Origin of the sequence: Enterobacter cloacae complex sp. IR5441 (genome assembly GCF_049238215.1) — a bacterium.
Lineage (GTDB): Bacteria > Pseudomonadota > Gammaproteobacteria > Enterobacterales > Enterobacteriaceae > Enterobacter > Enterobacter hormaechei_C.
Genome location: NZ_JBMKIA010000018.1, coordinates 15,580 through 33,311 on the forward strand (window position 1 = coordinate 15,580; position 17,732 = coordinate 33,311).

The 17,732-nt window shown below is 57.5% G+C and carries 16 protein-coding genes; 10 read left to right on the forward strand and 6 right to left on the reverse strand.

The genetic code is table 11. The features are described from left to right. Positions 1–70: 70 nt before the first annotated feature. From deoA to deoD, 3 genes are all read left to right on the forward strand, one after another. Positions 71–1,393: a thymidine phosphorylase gene (gene deoA, locus ACOTX5_RS17760; RefSeq protein ID WP_017383831.1), complete on the forward strand. Its 1,323-nt coding sequence runs from the start codon at positions 71–73 to the stop codon at positions 1,391–1,393. Positions 1,394–1,446: 53 nt separating this feature from the next. After that, positions 1,447–2,670 carry a phosphopentomutase gene (gene deoB / locus ACOTX5_RS17765; protein ID WP_003856540.1) on the forward strand — a complete coding sequence of 408 codons (1,224 nt, stop codon included), beginning with the start codon at positions 1,447–1,449 and terminating at the stop codon, positions 2,668–2,670. A gap of 126 nt (positions 2,671–2,796) precedes the next feature. Further along, complete coding sequence (gene deoD / locus ACOTX5_RS17770) at positions 2,797–3,516, forward strand: purine-nucleoside phosphorylase (RefSeq protein ID WP_003856538.1); 720 nt, start codon at positions 2,797–2,799, stop codon at positions 3,514–3,516. A gap of 85 nt (positions 3,517–3,601) precedes the next feature. On the opposite strand, the gene lplA is transcribed toward deoD, so the two are convergent. Together lplA and ACOTX5_RS17780 are read right to left on the reverse strand one after the other, a co-directional pair. Further along, a complete protein-coding gene (gene lplA, locus ACOTX5_RS17775; protein ID WP_015572614.1) occupies positions 3,602–4,618 on the reverse strand; it encodes a lipoate--protein ligase LplA in 1,017 nt (338 codons plus the stop codon). A 39-nt stretch (positions 4,619–4,657) separates the two neighbouring features. Beyond that, positions 4,658–5,302, reverse strand: a complete 645-nt coding sequence (locus ACOTX5_RS17780) for a YtjB family periplasmic protein (RefSeq protein ID WP_045911293.1) — start codon at positions 5,300–5,302, stop codon at positions 4,658–4,660. A gap of 117 nt (positions 5,303–5,419) precedes the next feature. Between ACOTX5_RS17780 and serB the strand changes: the two genes are divergently transcribed. The 3 genes from serB (at position 5,420) to nadR (ending at position 9,117) form a co-directional block, all read left to right on the forward strand. Beyond that, positions 5,420–6,388: a phosphoserine phosphatase gene (serB, locus tag ACOTX5_RS17785; protein ID WP_003856524.1), complete on the forward strand. Its 969-nt coding sequence runs from the start codon at positions 5,420–5,422 to the stop codon at positions 6,386–6,388. A 75-nt stretch (positions 6,389–6,463) separates the two neighbouring features. Next, positions 6,464–7,849, forward strand: a complete 1,386-nt coding sequence (gene radA, locus ACOTX5_RS17790) for a DNA repair protein RadA (RefSeq protein WP_003856523.1) — start codon at positions 6,464–6,466, stop codon at positions 7,847–7,849. A 35-nt stretch (positions 7,850–7,884) separates the two neighbouring features. Next, complete coding sequence (gene nadR, locus ACOTX5_RS17795) at positions 7,885–9,117, forward strand: multifunctional transcriptional regulator/nicotinamide-nucleotide adenylyltransferase/ribosylnicotinamide kinase NadR (protein WP_015572616.1); 1,233 nt, start codon at positions 7,885–7,887, stop codon at positions 9,115–9,117. An 83-nt stretch (positions 9,118–9,200) separates the two neighbouring features. On the opposite strand, the gene ACOTX5_RS17800 is transcribed toward nadR, so the two are convergent. Continuing rightward, positions 9,201–10,202: a zinc-binding alcohol dehydrogenase family protein gene (locus tag ACOTX5_RS17800; protein WP_045911292.1), complete on the reverse strand. Its 1,002-nt coding sequence runs from the start codon at positions 10,200–10,202 to the stop codon at positions 9,201–9,203. A 108-nt stretch (positions 10,203–10,310) separates the two neighbouring features. Here ACOTX5_RS17800 and ACOTX5_RS17805 point away from each other — a divergent pair, with 108 nt between their 5' ends. Beyond that, positions 10,311–11,210, forward strand: a complete 900-nt coding sequence (locus tag ACOTX5_RS17805) for a LysR family transcriptional regulator (protein WP_015572618.1) — start codon at positions 10,311–10,313, stop codon at positions 11,208–11,210. A 128-nt stretch (positions 11,211–11,338) separates the two neighbouring features. On the opposite strand, the gene ettA is transcribed toward ACOTX5_RS17805, so the two are convergent. Further along, positions 11,339–13,006, reverse strand: a complete 1,668-nt coding sequence (ettA, locus tag ACOTX5_RS17810) for an energy-dependent translational throttle protein EttA (protein ID WP_059452812.1) — start codon at positions 13,004–13,006, stop codon at positions 11,339–11,341. Between the two features lie 226 nt (positions 13,007–13,232). Between ettA and sltY the strand changes: the two genes are divergently transcribed. Together sltY and trpR are read left to right on the forward strand one after the other, a co-directional pair. After that, positions 13,233–15,170, forward strand: coding sequence for a murein transglycosylase (gene sltY, locus ACOTX5_RS17815; RefSeq protein WP_017694548.1), 1,938 nt, complete (start codon positions 13,233–13,235; stop codon positions 15,168–15,170). A gap of 55 nt (positions 15,171–15,225) precedes the next feature. Further along, positions 15,226–15,555, forward strand: a complete 330-nt coding sequence (gene trpR, locus ACOTX5_RS17820; RefSeq protein ID WP_032670591.1) for a trp operon repressor — start codon at positions 15,226–15,228, stop codon at positions 15,553–15,555. A gap of 27 nt (positions 15,556–15,582) precedes the next feature. Here the strand turns inward: trpR and yjjX are convergent, their stop codons facing one another. After that, positions 15,583–16,098, reverse strand: coding sequence for an inosine/xanthosine triphosphatase (gene yjjX, locus ACOTX5_RS17825; protein WP_015572619.1), 516 nt, complete (start codon positions 16,096–16,098; stop codon positions 15,583–15,585). A 48-nt stretch (positions 16,099–16,146) separates the two neighbouring features. Here yjjX and gpmB point away from each other — a divergent pair, with 48 nt between their 5' ends. Then, positions 16,147–16,794 carry a 2,3-diphosphoglycerate-dependent phosphoglycerate mutase GpmB gene (gene gpmB / locus ACOTX5_RS17830; protein WP_006810187.1) on the forward strand — a complete coding sequence of 216 codons (648 nt, stop codon included), beginning with the start codon at positions 16,147–16,149 and terminating at the stop codon, positions 16,792–16,794. Here the strand turns inward: gpmB and robA are convergent. After that, positions 16,791–17,660, reverse strand: coding sequence for an MDR efflux pump AcrAB transcriptional activator RobA (robA, locus tag ACOTX5_RS17835; RefSeq protein ID WP_015572620.1), 870 nt, complete (start codon positions 17,658–17,660; stop codon positions 16,791–16,793). The two genes, gpmB and robA, sit on opposite strands and share 4 nt — an antisense overlap. Between the last annotated feature and the right edge of the window lie 72 nt (positions 17,661–17,732).

A 17,732-nucleotide genomic window follows, 5' to 3' on the forward strand; every position in this document is an offset into this window, starting at 1 on the left:
CCGGCCTACAGGATCGTAGGGCGGGTCAACATATCCGCCGCCATTCACCCGATTCCGCATGGAGGTTACCGTGTTTCTCGCACAAGAAATTATTCGTAAAAAACGTGATGGTCATGCATTAAGCGACGAAGAAATCCGCTTTTTTATCAACGGCATTCGTGATAACACCATCTCTGAAGGGCAGATTGCGGCTCTGGCGATGACCATTTTCTTCCACGATATGTCGATGCCTGAGCGCGTGTCGCTGACCATGGCGATGCGAGATTCAGGAACCGTTCTGGACTGGAAAAGCCTCAACCTCAACGGCCCGATTGTGGACAAACACTCCACCGGCGGCGTGGGCGACGTGACCTCCCTGATGCTTGGCCCGATGGTGGCAGCCTGTGGCGGTTACATCCCGATGATTTCCGGGCGCGGCCTGGGTCATACCGGCGGTACGCTCGACAAACTGGAAGCCATTCCGGGCTTCGATATCTTCCCGGATGACAACCGCTTCCGCGACATTATTAAAGACGTTGGCGTGGCGATTATCGGCCAGACCAGCTCTCTTGCTCCGGCTGACAAGCGTTTCTACGCGACGCGTGACATTACCGCGACCGTAGACTCCATCCCGCTGATCACTGCCTCTATCCTTGCCAAAAAACTGGCGGAAGGTCTGGATGCGCTGGTGATGGATGTGAAAGTGGGCAGCGGCGCGTTTATGCCAACCTATGAACTCTCTGAGGCGCTGGCCGAAGCGATCGTTGGCGTCTCCAACGGCGCGGGCGTGCGCACCACTGCACTGCTGACGGACATGAACCAGGTGCTGGCCTCCAGCGCCGGTAACGCGGTTGAAGTCCGTGAGGCCGTGCAGTTCCTCACAGGCGAATACCGTAACCCGCGCTTGTTCGATGTCACCATGGCGCTGTGCGTTGAGATGTTAATCTCCGGCAAGCTGGCCAAAGACGACGCGGAAGCCCGCGCGAAGCTTCAGGCGGTGCTGGACAACGGCAAAGCGGCGGAGATCTTTGGTCGGATGGTGGCGGCGCAGAAAGGCCCGACCGACTTCGTGGAAAACTACGCGAAATACCTGCCCACCGCGATGCTCAGCAAAGCGGTCTATGCGGACAGCGAAGGCTTTGTCTCGGCTATGGATACCCGCGCGCTCGGCATGGCTGTTGTGTCTATGGGCGGCGGTCGTCGTCAGGCATCGGACACCATTGATTACAGCGTCGGCTTTACCGATATGGCCCGTCTGGGCGACAGCGTTGACGGCCAACGTCCGCTGGCGGTGATCCACGCGAAAGACGAAGCCAGCTGGCAGGACGCGGCGAAAGCGGTGAAGGCGGCAATATCTCTTGACGATAAAGCACCGGAAACCACACCGACGGTCTATCGTCGTATCACTGAATAGCGGTATACTGATCTGATCGCATTTTTATGAAGCACTAAGTACGGAGAACAATTATGAAACGTGCATTTATTATGGTGCTGGACTCATTCGGCATCGGCGCAACCGAAGATGCAGAACGATTTGGTGACGTGGGTTCCGATACCCTGGGTCACATCGCGGAAGCCTGTGCAAAAGGCGAAGCGGACAACGGTCGTAAAGGCCCTCTGAACCTGCCAAACCTGACCCGTCTGGGGCTGGTAAAAGCGCATGAAGGCTCTACCGGTAAGATCGCAGCCGGTATGGACGGTAACGCGGAAGTCGTGGGCGCCTACGCGTGGGCGCACGAGCTCTCTTCCGGGAAAGATACTCCGTCCGGTCACTGGGAAATTGCCGGCGTGCCGGTGCTGTTTGACTGGGGCTACTTCTCCGATCACGAGAACAGCTTCCCGCAGGAGCTGCTCGATAAGCTGGTGAAGCGCGCCAACCTGCCGGGCTACCTCGGCAACTGCCACTCTTCCGGTACCGTGATTCTGGATCAGCTTGGCGAAGAGCACATGAAAACCGGTAAACCGATTTTCTATACCTCTGCTGACTCCGTGTTCCAGATCGCCTGCCATGAAGAGACGTTTGGCCTGGATAAACTGTACGAGCTGTGCGAGATCGCCCGTGAAGAGCTGACCGAAGGCGGCTACAACATTGGCCGCGTTATCGCGCGTCCGTTTATCGGCGACAAAGCGGGTAACTTCCAGCGTACCGGCAACCGTCACGATCTGGCCGTGGAGCCACCGGCGCCGACCGTGCTGCAAAAACTCGTCGACGAGAAAGACGGCCACGTGGTTTCCGTGGGTAAAATCGCGGACATTTACGCCAACTGCGGCATTACCAAAAAGGTCAAAGCGACCGGTCTGGATGCGCTGTTCGACGCCACCATCAAAGAGATGAAAGAAGCGGGCGATAAGACCATTGTCTTCACCAACTTCGTGGACTTCGACTCCTCCTGGGGCCACCGTCGCGACGTCGCCGGGTATGCTGCGGGTCTGGAGCTGTTTGACCGCCGTCTGCCAGAGCTGATGGAGCTGGTGGGGGAAGATGACATTCTGATCCTGACCGCTGACCATGGCTGTGACCCGACCTGGACCGGTACCGACCACACCCGTGAGCACATTCCGGTGCTGGTGTACGGCCCGAAAGTCAAACCGGGCTCGCTGGGTCACCGTGAGACCTTCGCGGACATCGGCCAGACGATTGCGAAATACTTTGGTACGTCTGACATGGAATATGGCAAGGCTATGTTCTAAACGGATTGGGTGCGGCCTGATGCCCTCACCCCGGCCCTCTCCCACCGGGAGAGGGAGAAACAGAATGTAGGCCGGGTAAGGCGTAGCCGCCACCCGGCAAAAACAACAATGTAAAAGGAACTGAAGATGGCAACTCCTCACATTAATGCAGAAATGGGTGATTTCGCTGACGTCGTATTGATGCCGGGCGACCCGCTGCGCGCGAAGCACATTGCAGAAACCTTCCTCGAAGACGTGCGTGAAGTGAACAACGTGCGCGGCATGCTGGGCTTCACTGGCACCTATAAAGGCCGCAAAATCTCCGTGATGGGTCACGGCATGGGTATCCCATCCTGCTCCATCTACACCAAAGAGCTGATCACCGACTTCGGCGTGAAGAAAATCATCCGCGTGGGCTCCTGCGGCGCGGTGCGTATGGACGTTAAGCTGCGTGACGTAGTAATCGGCATGGGCGCGTGCACCGACTCTAAAGTTAACCGCATCCGTTTTAAAGATCATGACTTTGCGGCCATCGCTGACTTTGACATGGTGCGTAACGCGGTTGACGCGGCAAAAGCGCTGGGCGTTGACGCGCGCGTGGGCAACCTGTTCTCTGCCGATCTGTTCTACTCGCCAGAAGGCGACATGTTCGACGTGATGGAAAAATACGGCATTCTGGGCGTGGAAATGGAAGCGGCCGGTATTTATGGCGTGGCGGCTGAATTCGGTGCGAAAGCGCTGACCATCTGCACCGTGTCTGACCACATCCGTACCCACGAGCAGACTACCGCTGCCGAGCGTCAGACCACCTTCAACGACATGATCAAAATCGCGCTGGAATCCGTTCTGCTGGGCGATAAAGAGTAATACCTGTTGTGCCGGGTGGCGGCTTCGCCTGACCCGGCCTGCGGTTTTCCAGGCCCGCTAAGCAGAGCGCCAGCGGGCTTTTTTATTAGCGTACTGCCTGCGCAATCCACGCCGATAACTCCCGCAACTCTTGTTCCTGTTCCGGAAAATCAACACGTAACGCGTCACACTCCTGTTGCAGCATATCTGCCCGATAGAGACAGCCCTGCAAACGTGCAGCCAGCGCTTCTAACGGTGCCGGATTAAGACTATCCGTAAATACCTGGGTACGAGAGATATGGCCTTTCTCGACGTCAAAGTGCAGCTCAACGCCGCCCCAGGTAAATCGCTCATCCAGCAGGTGTGAAAACGCCGGTGCCTGACCGAAATTCCACTCCCAGCTGCTCTGGCGGGCGAAGGTTTCCGCGAAGTTTGGCAGATCCGGGGTTTTATCCGGAGAAATCACCTCGGCTTCTACGCGTTCACCGTAATGCCTGAAAAAGGCCTCGCGGATCGCATCGCAAATGCGCTCATGGGTAATCCCCGGCAGGAGCTCCACCAGATTCGCCACGCGACCGCGCACGGAGGTAATTCCCTTAGCCTGGAGCTTTTTCTTGTCCGGGTTCAGATAGTTTGCCAGACGGCTCAGATCGGCATTCAGCAATAATGTGCCGTGGTGGAATCCGCGATCCATCGTTTCGCGGTAGGCTGAGCCTGACACTTTCCGGTCGCCTTCAGGCGTTTTCACGACCAGATCGTTACGTCCCGAGGCTTCAGCCGTCACGCCGAGTGAATTGAGCGCGTTAAGCACAATGGAGGTCGAGATGGTTTTGTCGTATTCCGGCTTGCCCGCCATAAAGGTAAAGCAGGTGTTGCCCAGATCGTGAAACACCGCACCGCCGCCGCTGCTGCGTCGCGCCAGGCGGACGTTGTCCTCTTCCATACGGCGGGTGTTACACTCTTTCCACGGATTTTGCGCGCGACCAATAACGACCGTATCGGCGTTGCGCCAGAGAAACAGGACGCGCTGGGTGGCAGGCATCTGGCGGAAGATGCACTCTTCCACCGCCAGGTTAAACCAGGGATCGTAAGAGTCAGAGATTAGCAGGCGTAACGTCGACATGGCAGAGTTCCTTTTCCGAATCATCCGCCTACTTTATCACTATTCTTTCTTCTCGCTCTCTTCCTCTTCGGGAACCGACTTGCTGGCGGTTAACAGGAACGGCGACTGCTGCCAGCGGGTGCGTTTGCCCTGGAGCAGCGTGCGCGCCAGTACCACGCCAATCGCCAGCGAGAGCAGCAGCATCAGGCGCAAAATATTGGTGGTGTTATCCACCTGTTTGGCTTCGGTTGGCAGGGTGTGGGTGTCGAGTGTCAGACGTAAATAGCCGAGCGGACCATTCTTGCCCTGAATGGGTTCGACGATTTGTTGGTTGAAATAACCACCGGCTTTTTTGCCGTCCAGCGCCAGCCTGTCGCGCACGTCGACATGCTCACCCGCGCGGGCAATCAGGTCGCCCTGTTCATCGTACACACCCGCATCCAGAATGCGGCTGTTTTCCGTAAGCTGGCACAATACCTGGGCTATCCGCTTGTCATCCGGCGTTTCGGTGCGCATAGACGGCGCAACGTTGAGCGTCACCTGGCGCGCCAGCGTCCGGGCCAGCTCCTCAAACTGCGGGTTACGCTGTCGTTGGTGATTCTGGCTAAACCAGGATGCCCCCTGCATCAGCGCCACTAATAGTGCGAGACAGATCAGGACAATCACGGCGCGATGAAGCCGGAATTTCAGTTTTGCGCGAGCCATATTCCACCTGCTTAAAATTTACGGCTTAATGTTGCCAGAAGTGATGGTTACAGGGTAGCCTCATGCGTTATTTTCCCTCTGGAACCTTCCGGCGCGAACGAAATTACAGGAGCTTCAATGCCGAACATTACCTGGTGCGACCTGCCAACGGATGTCTCTTTATGGCCAGGATTGCCGCTCTCTTTAAGTGGCGATGAGGTGATGCCTCTCGATTACCACGCTGGCCGTAGCGGCTGGCTGCTGTACGGACGCGGCCTGGATAAGCAACGCCTCACCCAGTATCAAACCAAACTGGGCGCAGCGATGGTCATCGTTGCGGCCTGGTGCGTGGAAGATTATCAGGTCATTCGCCTGGCGGGTTCCCTGACGCAGCGCGCCACGCGTCTGGCGCACGACGCCGGGCTGGACGTTGCCCCCCTCGGCAAAATTCCGCACCTGAAAACGCCCGGCCTGCTGGTAATGGACATGGACTCCACCGCCATTCAGATCGAATGTATTGACGAGATTGCTAAACTGGCGGGCAGCGGCGAGCTGGTGGCGGAAGTCACCGAGCGCGCGATGCGCGGCGAGCTGGATTTTACCGCCAGCCTGAGACAGCGCGTGGCGACCCTGAAGGGGGCCGATGCTAACATTTTGCGTCAGGTGCGCGATGAACTGCCCCTGATGCCTGGGCTGACGCAGCTGGTGCTCAAGCTGGAGACGCTCGGCTGGAAAGTGGCGATTGCCTCCGGCGGGTTCACCTTCTTTGCCGACTACCTGCGTGACAAGCTGCGTCTGACCACCGTGGTGGCAAACGAGCTGGAGATCATGGACGGCAAACTCACCGGACAGGTCATCGGCGACATCGTGGATGCGCAGTACAAAGCCAATACGCTGACGCGTCTGGCGGAGAAATATGCCATTCCGGTCGAGCAGACCGTCGCCATCGGCGATGGCGCGAACGATCTGCCGATGATCAAAGTTGCCGGGCTGGGTATTGCCTACCATGCCAAGCCGAAAGTGAATGAAAAGACGGAAGTCACTATCCGTCATGCTGATCTGATGGGGGTGTTCTGTATTCTCTCCGGCAGCATTAATCAAAAATAGCGGCCTGCTTTTGTAGGCCGGGTAAGCGTCAGCGCCACCCGGCGCGCAGACCGCACAGAAATAACGAGGTAAACCGTGGCGAAAGCTCCAAAACGCGCATTTGTCTGTAATGAATGTGGTGCGGATTATCCGCGCTGGCAGGGGCAATGCAGCGCCTGTCATGCCTGGAACACCATCACCGAAGTGCGTGGTGTGGCGGCTTCGCCGAGCGTGGCCCGCAATGAACGGCTGAGCGGCTATGCGGGCAATGCAGGCGTGTCGAAGGTACAAAAACTTTCGGATATCAGCCTGGAAGCACTGCCGCGCTTTTCCACCGGATTCAAAGAATTTGACCGCGTGCTCGGCGGTGGCGTAGTGCCGGGCAGCGCCATTCTGATCGGCGGTAACCCGGGCGCGGGTAAATCGACCCTGCTGCTGCAAACGCTCTGCAAGCTAGCCGAACAGATGAAAACCCTGTACGTCACGGGGGAAGAATCACTTCAGCAGGTGGCGATGCGCGCGCACCGCCTCGGCCTGCCGACCGGCAATCTGAATATGCTTTCGGAAACCAGCATCGAGCAGATCTGCATGATCGCCGAAGAAGAGCAGCCGAAGCTGATGGTGATTGACTCCATTCAGGTGATGCATATGGCTGACATTCAGTCGTCACCGGGAAGCGTGGCGCAGGTGCGTGAAACCGCGGCCTACCTGACGCGCTTTGCCAAAACGCGCGGCGTGGCGATTGTGATGGTTGGTCATGTGACCAAAGACGGCTCGCTGGCGGGACCGAAAGTGCTTGAACACTGTATCGACTGCTCGGTGATGCTCGATGGCGATGCGGATTCCCGTTTTCGTACCCTGCGCAGCCATAAAAACCGCTTTGGCGCGGTGAATGAGCTGGGCGTGTTTGCCATGACCGAGCAGGGGCTTCGCGAAGTCAGCAACCCGTCGGCCATCTTCCTGAGCCGTGGCGACGAGATCACGTCCGGTAGTTCGGTGATGGTGCTGTGGGAGGGGACGCGTCCGCTGCTGGTTGAAATTCAGGCGCTGGTGGATCACTCGATGATGGGCAACCCGCGGCGCGTGGCGGTCGGTCTGGAACAGAACCGCCTGGCGATCCTGCTGGCGGTGCTGCACCGTCACGGCGGTCTGCAAATGGCGGATCAGGATGTGTTCGTCAACGTGGTTGGTGGGGTGAAGGTTACGGAAACCAGCGCGGACCTGGCGCTGCTGCTGGCAATGGTCTCCAGCCTGCGCGACAGACCGTTGCCGCAGGATCTGGTGGTATTTGGTGAGGTAGGGTTGGCCGGCGAGATCCGCCCGGTGCCGAGCGGTCAGGAGCGTATCTCCGAAGCGGCAAAACATGGCTTCCGCCGCGCGATTGTTCCGGCCGCCAACGTGCCGAAAAAAATTCCGGAAGGGATGCAGGTTTTTGGCGTTAAAAAACTTGCAGATGCGTTAAATGTCTTTGACGACTTATAATTACGTATTCGATTTTGCAGGAGGCACCGTAATTTATGTCATCATTTGACTACATCAAGACCGCTATCCGCCAGAAGGGCTGCACGTTGCAGCAGGTGGCGGACGCCAGCGGCATGACCAAGGGCTACCTGAGCCAACTGCTGAACGCCAAAATCAAAAGCCCCAGCGCGCAGAAGCTGGAAGCGCTGCACCGTTTTCTGGGGCTTGAATTTCCGCGGATGCAAAAGAACATTGGCGTGGTGTTCGGTAAGTTCTACCCGCTGCATACCGGGCATATCTATCTGATCCAGCGCGCCTGTAGCCAGGTCGACGAGCTGCATATCATCATGGGTTATGATGAAACCCGCGATCGCCAGCTGTTTGAAGACAGCGCCATGTCGCAGCAGCCCACCGTGCCGGACCGCCTGCGCTGGCTACTTCAGACCTTTAAATATCAGAAAAATATTCGTATTCATGCCTTTAACGAAGAGGGCATGGAGCCGTATCCGCACGGCTGGGACGTGTGGAGCAACGGCATCAAAGCGTTTATGGAAGAGAAGGGCATTGCGCCTAACTGGATCTACACCTCTGAAGAGTCCGACGCGCCGCAGTTTCGAGAGCATCTGGGCATCGAGACGGTGCTGATCGATCCTAAACGCACCTTCATGAACATCAGCGGGGCGCAGATCCGCGAGAACCCGTTCCGTTACTGGGACTACATCCCGACCGAGGTTAAGCCGTTCTTCGTGCGTACGGTGGCGATCCTCGGCGGCGAGTCGAGCGGGAAATCGACGCTGGTAAATAAGCTGGCTAACATCTTCAATACCACCAGTGCGTGGGAGTATGGCCGCGATTACGTCTTCTCACACCTTGGCGGCGACGAGATGGCGTTGCAGTATTCCGACTACGATAAAATCGCGCTCGGTCATGCCCAGTACATTGATTTTGCGGTGAAATACGCCAATAAAGTCGCCTTTATTGATACCGATTTCGTCACCACGCAGGCGTTCTGCAAAAAGTACGAAGGGCGCGAGCACCCGTTTGTGCAGGCGCTGATTGACGAATACCGCTTTGACCTGGTGATCCTGCTGGAAAACAATACCCCGTGGGTGGCCGACGGCATGCGCAGCCTGGGCAGCTCGGTGGACAGGCGGGAGTTCCAGACCATGCTGGTAGAGATGCTTAACGAGAACAACGTTGAGTTTGTACATGTGGAAGAGTCGGACTACGACTCCCGCTTCCTGCGCTGCGTCGAGCTGGTGAAGGAGATGATGGGGGAGCAGGGTTAATAACTTCCCCTCTCCCACCAGGAGAGGGGGCTTTAATCGCCCTCTCCCTTTGGGAGAGGGCCGGGGTGAGGGAATCAGTCCACTCAATACTCAACCACCACCTTCCCACGCATATGCCCCTCCAGGACCCTGCGGTGCGCTTCGGTAATGCTTTCCACGCTTAGCCCGTGCAGCGTTTCGCTGAGCGAGCTTTCCACCACGCCGTTATCCACTAGCTTCGCCACCTCATCTAAAATCTCACCTTGACGCGCCATATCCGTGGTCTGGTACATGCTACGGGTGTACATAAATTCCCAGTGCAGGGCGGCAGATTTGGACTTCAGCTTGTCCTGGTTCAGCGGATGCGCGTTTTCAACGATGGAACAAATGTGTCCCTGAGGGGCAATCAGATCGCTGACCGCATCCCAGTGCCCGTCGGTATCGTTGAGGATAAAAATGTAATCCACAAAGGTGAGCCCCTGTTTCGCCAGTTCACCCTTCAGGTCGCGGTAATTTACAACAATGTCTGCACCGCGATCGCGACACCACCGGGCGGAATCTTCTCGTGAAGCGGTTGCGACGATCTTCACCTTGCTGTTGTGCTTCGCAAACGGGATCGCCAGCGATCCGACTCCACCCGCGCCGCCAATTATCAGCAGCGTTTTATCTGCGTCGGCATCCTGAATCTTCAGCCGTTCAAACAGGCCTTCCCACGCGGTGAGCGCCGTCAGCGGCAGTGCTGCCGAGGCGGCCCAGTCAAGGCTTGCAGGCTTGTGCCCGACAATGCGCGCATCGATCAGCTGGTGCGTGGTATTACTGCCCGGACGGGTGATGTCCCCCGCGTACCACACTTCGTCACCCGGTTTGAATCCGGTGACGCCAGCCCCAACGGCTTTTACGATCCCGCTGGCATCCCACCCGAGAATGCGCGGCTCCTTCAGTCCGCTTTTGGCAATGCCTGCATGTACCTTGGTGTCCACCGGGTTTACGGAGACGGCTTTTACCTCCACCAGCAGATCGTGTTCACCGGGCTGCGGCATCGGCGGAGTGATTTCAACGAAGGTGGACGGATTTTCCGGGTTAACGGCAATGGCTTTCACTGACATGGTGTGCTCCTCAATGGCATGCGTTTTGTTGAGGCTAGTCTATTAAGTGGTCAGCTGCATGATAAGATGGACAATCAAGAACTCAGCGTTCGTACAGGGTGAACAATCATGTTTAAACAGCTTCAGGATATGGCACTGTTTGCGCTGGTGGCCGAGATGGGCAGCTTTACCGCGGCGGCGCAGAAGGCGGAACTGCCGAAATCCAGCGTCAGCCAGCGGATTAGCCAGCTGGAGCAGCAGGTGGGGATCCGTCTGTTGAATCGCACCACGCGCAGGATCAGCCTGACGTTTGCAGGCGAGCACTATCTGGTGCACTGTCGCGAGATGCTGGCGGCCAGCGAGCGCGCGGAGTATGCCATTCAGCGGCTGCGCGAAAACCCCAGCGGGCGGCTGCGGATCACCTGTCCGGCGGGAATTGGCGCGACGCTGCTGGCGCATATGAATGCCGAGTTCCAGCTTCGCTATCCGGACGTGTCGCTGGATGTGTCGATCTCAGACGACGTGGTGGATCTGGTCGAGTCTGGCTTTGACGTGGCGCTGCGCACCGGCAAACCGCAGGATTCTTCCCTGATTGGCCGCATGATTGGGCACTGTCCGCGCTACATGCTGGCCTCGCCCCACTACCTGGCGCGTCGGGCGCCGTTAATCCATCCCCGACAGCTGGTGGAGCACCGCTGCATTACGCACCGGGCATGGTCGGAGTGGCTTCTGCGAAGCGAGAGTGAGGATTACCGCTACCTGCCGGATAACGCCCACATGACGGATAACCTGGTGTACGCCCGGGAATGCGCCATTGCCGGGGCGGGGATCACGCTGTTACCCGCATTCCTGCTGGAAGATAAGATCGAAAAGGGCGCGCTGGTGAAGGTGCTGCCGGCGTGGAGCGTTGAGGGAAACGATCTCTGGCTGGCCTACCCGAGCCGTAAGCTCAATTCGCCTGCGCTGATGAGCTATATCGACTTTGCGATGCAGTTTGATGAGGTGAAGCGGTATTACGTGGGCAAATAAAAAAGCCGGGTGGAGGCTTCGCCTTACCCGGCCTACACACTGTGCGGCCTGATGCCCTCACCCTGGCCCTCTCCCACGGGGAGAGGTTACAAACATAAAAAACGGCAACCGAAGTTGCCGTTTTGCTTTTATTTCGCAATACGCTTGTACTTAATACGCTTCGGCTCCAGCGCGTCTGCGCCCAGCGTGCGTTTCTTGTACTCTTCGTATTCGGTGAAGTTACCTTCGAAGAACTCCACCTTACCTTCGTCCTGGTAGTCCAGGATGTGGGTTGCGATGCGGTCCAGGAACCAGCGGTCGTGCGAGATAACCATCGCGCAGCCCGGGAACTCCAGCAGGGCGTTTTCCAGCGCGCGCAGGGTTTCGATGTCCAGGTCGTTGGTAGGTTCATCAAGCAGCAGAACGTTGCCGCCAACCTGGAGCAGCTTCGCCAGGTGCAGACGACCGCGCTCACCGCCGGACAGCTCGCCCACGCGTTTGCCCTGGTCAGTGCCCTTAAAGTTAAAGCGGCCAACGTAAGCGCGGCTTGGCATCTCGGTGTTGCCGATACGCATGATATCCAGACCGCCGGAAACCTCTTCCCACACGGTTTTGCTGTTATCCATTGCGTCGCGGAACTGGTCCACGGAAGCCAGCTTCACGGTTTCACCCAGGGTGATAGAGCCGCTGTCAGGCTGTTCCTGACCGGACATCATGCGGAACAGGGTCGATTTACCTGCGCCGTTCGGACCGATGATGCCAACGATAGCGCCTTTCGGCACGGAGAAGGTCAGGTCGTCGATCAGCAGACGGTCGCCGTAGGACTTACGCAGGTTGGTCACTTCAACCACTTTATCCCCCAGACGTGCGCCAGGTGGAATAAACAGTTCGTTGGTTTCGTTACGTTTCTGGTATTCAGTGTTATTCAGCTCTTCGAAGCGTGCCAGACGGGCTTTGCCCTTGGACTGACGGCCTTTCGCGCCCTGACGCACCCACTCCAGCTCTTTCTCGATAGACTTACGACGCGCCGCTTCCTGAGATGCTTCCTGCGCCAGACGCTGATCTTTCTGCTCCAGCCAGGAGGAGTAATTGCCTTCCCACGGAATACCTTCGCCGCGGTCCAGCTCCAGGATCCAGCCTGCAACGTTGTCGAGGAAGTAACGGTCGTGGGTAATCGCCACCACGGTGCCTTCGAAGTCGTGCAGGAAGCGCTCCAGCCACGCCACGGATTCCGCATCCAGGTGGTTGGTTGGTTCGTCGAGCAGCAGCATGTCTGGTTTTTCCAGCAGCAGGCGGCACAGCGCCACGCGGCGGCGTTCACCACCGGACAGGTTAGCGATTTTCGCATCCCAGTCTGGCAGACGCAGGGCATCGGCCGCGCGCTCCAGCTGCACGTTCAGGTTGTGACCGTCGTGCGCCTGGATAATCTCTTCATATTTGCCCTGCTGAGCGGCCAGTTTGTCGAAGTCCGCATCCGGCTCGGCGTATTTGGCATACACGTCATCCAGACCTTTCAGGGCGTTAACCACCTCGGATACCGCTTCTTCAACGGATTCACGCACGGTGTGTTCCGGGTTCAGCTGAGGTTCCTGCGGCAGGTAGCCGATCTTAATGCCAGGCTGCGGACGGGCTTCACCTTCGATGTCTGTATCGATGCCGGCCATGATGCGCAGCAGGGTGGACTTACCGGCACCGTTGAGACCCAGAACACCGATTTTTGCGCCCGGGAAGAAGCTCAGCGAGATATTTTTAAGAATATGACGTTTCGGCGGGACAACTTTGCCGACACGATGCATGGTATAAACGAATTGAGCCACGTTGGACTTCGCCTCTTTTATCGTGATGAGAATGAATTTCAGCCTCGAAGTGTAGCCTTTTTCACGCCCTAATCCCAGCCAGGAACGTCGGGAGTGTTAAAACGCGCAAGAAAGGTAAAAAAGTGTCCATGACGTGGCGCGTTGTGGGATGCCTGGTTAGCATAAGTTGATGTAACTTTGACGTGGCAAGACGCTGCAACTGACGAAAAACAATGAGGAAGAGCTTGTGGAAAAAGCCAAACGGGTGGTCTGGCGTCTGCTGGCTGCCAGCGTATGCGTAATGGCGGTAAGCCAGGCGGTGCATGCCGATTCACTGGATGAACAACGAAACCGCTATGCCCAGATTAAACAGGCATGGGACAACAAGCAGATGGATACCGTGCAGGCGCTGATGCCGACGCTGAAGGATTATCCGCTGTATCCGTATCTTGAGTATCGTCAGATCACGGACGATCTCATGAATCAACCGACCGTCACCGTGAATAACTTCATTCAGGCGAACCCGACCCTGCCGCCTGCGCGCACCCTGAAGTCCCGGTTTGTGAACGAGCTGGCCCGTCGCGAAGACTGGCGCGGCCTGCTGGCTTTCAGCCCGGATAAACCGGGCGCGACGGAAGCGCAGTGTAATTACTATTATGCGAAATGGGCGACCGGTCAGCAGGAGGAAGCCTGGACCGGCGCGAAAGAGCTGTGGTTGACGGGCAAAAGCCAGCCAAACGCCTGTGACCCGCTGTTCAGCGCCTGGCGCGCCTCGGGCAAGCAGGATCCGCTCTCTTACCTGGAACGTATTCGCCTGGCGATGAAGGCCGGAAACACCCGGCTGGTCACCGTGCTGGCGGGCCAGATGCCCGCAGATTATCAGACCATTGCGTCTGCCGTTATCAGTCTTGCAAACGATCCCAATACCGTGCTGACGTTTGCGCGTACTACCGGCGCGACCGATTTTACCCGCCAGATGGCGGCGGTGGCCTTTGCCAGCGTGGCGCGTGATGATGTGGAAAACGCCCGGCTGATGATCCCGCAGCTGGTGCAGGCCCAGCAGCTTAATGACGATCAAACTCAGGAGCTGCGCGATATCGTGGCATGGCGACTGATGGGGACAGATGTCACCGACGAACAGGCGCGCTGGCGTGATGATGCGGTGATGCGTTCAAACTCTGTCTCGCTGGTGGAGCGTCGCGTGCGCATGGCGCTGGGAACGGGCGATCGTCGTGGCCTCAATACCTGGCTGGCGCGTCTGCCGATGGATGCCAAAGAGAAAGATGAATGGCGTTACTGGCAGGCGGACATGCTGCTGGAACGTGGTCGTGAAGATGAAGCCAAAGAGATCCTCCACTCCCTGATGCAACAGCGCGGATTCTACCCGATGGCGGCGGCGCAGCGGCTGGGCGAGGAGTACACGCTTAAGATCGACAAAGCGCCCGCCAACGCGAACCCGGCGCTGACGCAGGGGCCGGAGATGGCGCGCGTGCGCGAGCTGATGTACTGGAATCTGGATAATACCGCGCGCAGCGAGTGGGCGAATCTGGTCACCAGCCGTACCACCGATGAGAAAGCGCAGCTTGCCCGCTATGCATTTGATAATCGCTGGTGGGATCTGAGCGTGCAGGCGACGATCGCCGGCAAACTGTGGGATCATCTCGAAGAGCGTTTCCCGCTGGCTTATAAGGATCTGTTCGATCGCTACACCAGCGGCAAAGATATTCCGCAAAGCTACGCGATGGCCATTGCCCGTCAGGAGAGCGCCTGGAACCCGAAAGTGCGTTCTCCGGTGGGTGCCAGCGGCCTGATGCAGATTATGCCGGGTACCGCGACGCACACGGTGAAGATGTTTAATATTCCAGGCTACAGCAGCCCGTCCCAGCTGCTGGATCCGGAGACTAACATCAACATCGGTACCAGCTACTTGCAGTACGTCTATCAGCAGTTCGGTAATAACCGTATCTTCGCGTCAGCGGCGTACAACGCCGGGCCTGGCCGCGTGCGGACATGGCTTGGCAACAGCGCAGGGCGCATCGACGCCGTGGCGTTTGTCGAGAGCATTCCGTTCTCGGAAACGCGCGGCTATGTGAAGAATGTGCTGGCTTATGACGCCTACTATCGCTACTTCATGGGGCAGAAAGATACCCTGATGAGCGATGCCGAGTGGCAGAGACGTTACTGATCGGCGCGGGTTGTGTTATGCTGTACTCGCTAATGAGTACAAGAGGCAGCATAACATGACCCAGCATTCCCCGTATTCCTCGGCCATGGCCGAACAGCGTCATCAGGAGTGGCTTCGTTTTGTGGAGTTGCTCCGCCAGTCTTACGACAAAGATCTGCATTTACCGTTGCTACAGCTGATGCTGACGCCCGATGAACGCGAAGCGCTGGGCACGCGGGTACGCATTATTGAGGAACTGCTGCGCGGCGAAATGAGCCAGCGCGAGCTGAAAAACGAGCTGGGCGCGGGTATTGCGACCATCACCCGTGGTTCAAACAGCCTGAAGTCGGCGCCGGTTGAACTGCGTCAGTGGCTGGAAGCGGTATTGCTGAAAAGCGCCGGATGACGGCTTCGCCTTATCCGGCCTGTAAACTTAACGATAAATCGCGTTATGGAACGGACTTAACGCCAGAATAACGGCCTGGTGGTAAACGCCTGAACGCGTAAGCTTGCCACCCGTAAAGACGCCAATCGCCCCCTCTTTACGACCAATTTCATCAATGCCGGTGTAGTGCGACATTACCGGCCCCAGCGCCTCACCCGCGCGGACTTTCTCCAGTATGACTTCCGGCAGCGGCAGCGTGGCAGAACGCGCTTCGCCGCGCTGCTCACGGCTTTCGATGACAACCCAGCTGAAGGTCGCCCCTTCGTCGATGCCTGCTTCAATCGCGACCCAGAAGTCAGCGTCTGGCGCGGCGGCTTTTGCATTCGCCACGCGATTTCGTGCGCCAGCGCGTGTTTCCTCGCTGCCAAACGGCTGTTCCGGCACACCGCTCTCGACGCCGACGGCGTCAATATGGCAGGATCCTTCGCCGAAGATCTCTTCAAATGCCCTTAGAATTGCCTGAATTTTGGCAGGATTGGTGGTAGCAGAGACAACATGGTGCATAATTAAGCTCGATTTAAAAAATTCATCGCAGTATAACGGAAAAAAAGCATGTTACAGGTATACCTTGTTCGCCACGGTGAAACGCAGTGGAACGCCGAGCGACGTATTCAAGGCCAGTCAGACAGTCCTCTCACCGACAAAGGTGTGCAGCAAGCGTGGCAGGTGGCGGAGCGCGCCAGAACGCTGGGTATCACTCACGTCATCTCCAGTGATTTAGGCCGCACGCAGCAGACGGCACGCATCATCGCCGATGCCTGTGGCTGCGACGTGACCCTCGAACCGCGTCTGCGCGAGCTGGATATGGGCGTGCTGGAAAAACGTCCTATCGATACGCTGACGGAAACCGAAGAAGGCTGGCGCCGCACGCTGGTGAACGGCACTGAAGATGGTCGCATCCCTGAAGGGGAATCCATGCAGGAGCTGAGCGTGCGCATGCATGCCGCGCTGGCCGAGTGCCTGAAACTCCCGGCAGGTAGCCGACCGCTGCTGGTGAGCCACGGTATCGCGCTGGGTTGCCTGGTGAGCACCATTCTGGGACTGCCGGCTTACGCCGAACGCCGTTTGCGGCTGCGCAACTGTTCCATTTCCCGTATCGACTATCAGGAAAGTGCCTGGCTGGCATCGGGGTGGGTAGTTGAGATGGCAGGGGACATTTCGCATCTTGATGCCCCTGCTCTGGACGAATTGCAGCGTTAACGACGTACCGGAATCAGAAACTCCATACGCAGATTGATAGGGCCTTCTTCCGGTTTAGCATCTTGCGCCGGATAGTAGCGCTCAATATCCTGACCTTTACGGCGATTCAGATTCAGCATCGGCATGCAGGTCCCGTAAACGGTCAGGATGAACTCCTGAACGCCCGTTCCTAAACCTTCGTATGAGAACATCACATACTCGCCGCCTTCCAGCACGACAGGCTTCGAGCCATGAATGTAACCGTTCGCCATGTCAGGCGTCAGCGCCGTGGTATAGAACACCTCCTGCTCGTCGTCTTTTTCCTGGCTGGGATGCGTTTCGTTCAGGCCATACAGAATCGGCGGGAGCGCCGGAGCATGGCTTAAAAATTCGCGCCAGAACTGAACGCGCATCTGATGGCGGAACTCGGAGATCTGCTCCAGGGAACAGGAGTAGCTCTGCGTGGTGCCGACCAGGTGCGTTTCCGGCAGGGTGATGATTTCATATTTTGGCATCGCAAACTCGCCCAGACGCAGCGGCGGACGCATACCAAAGGAGCTCCAGTCCGGCGAGCGGCGATAAAGTGCTGGCGTTAACGAGAACTGTTTTTTAAAGGCGCGGGTGAAGGTTTGCTGTGAATCGAAGCGATATTGCAGGGCAATATCCAGGATTGGTCGCGCGGTCAGGCGCAACGCGACAGCAGACTTTGATAAACGACGTGCGCGAATATAGGCACCGATAGCATGACCGGTGACATCCTTGAACATCCTTTGCAGATGCCACTTGGAATAGCCTGCTTTTGCCGCCACATTATCCAGTGACAAAGGCTGGTCGAGATGACCTTCCAGCCAGGTGAGCAGGTCGCGAATAATTCCAGCCTGATCCATATACTATCCTCATCCTTAAAACTGCCGCAGGTGCCTGTTTACAGGTTAGCGGATAATAGCATTTTTTGACGT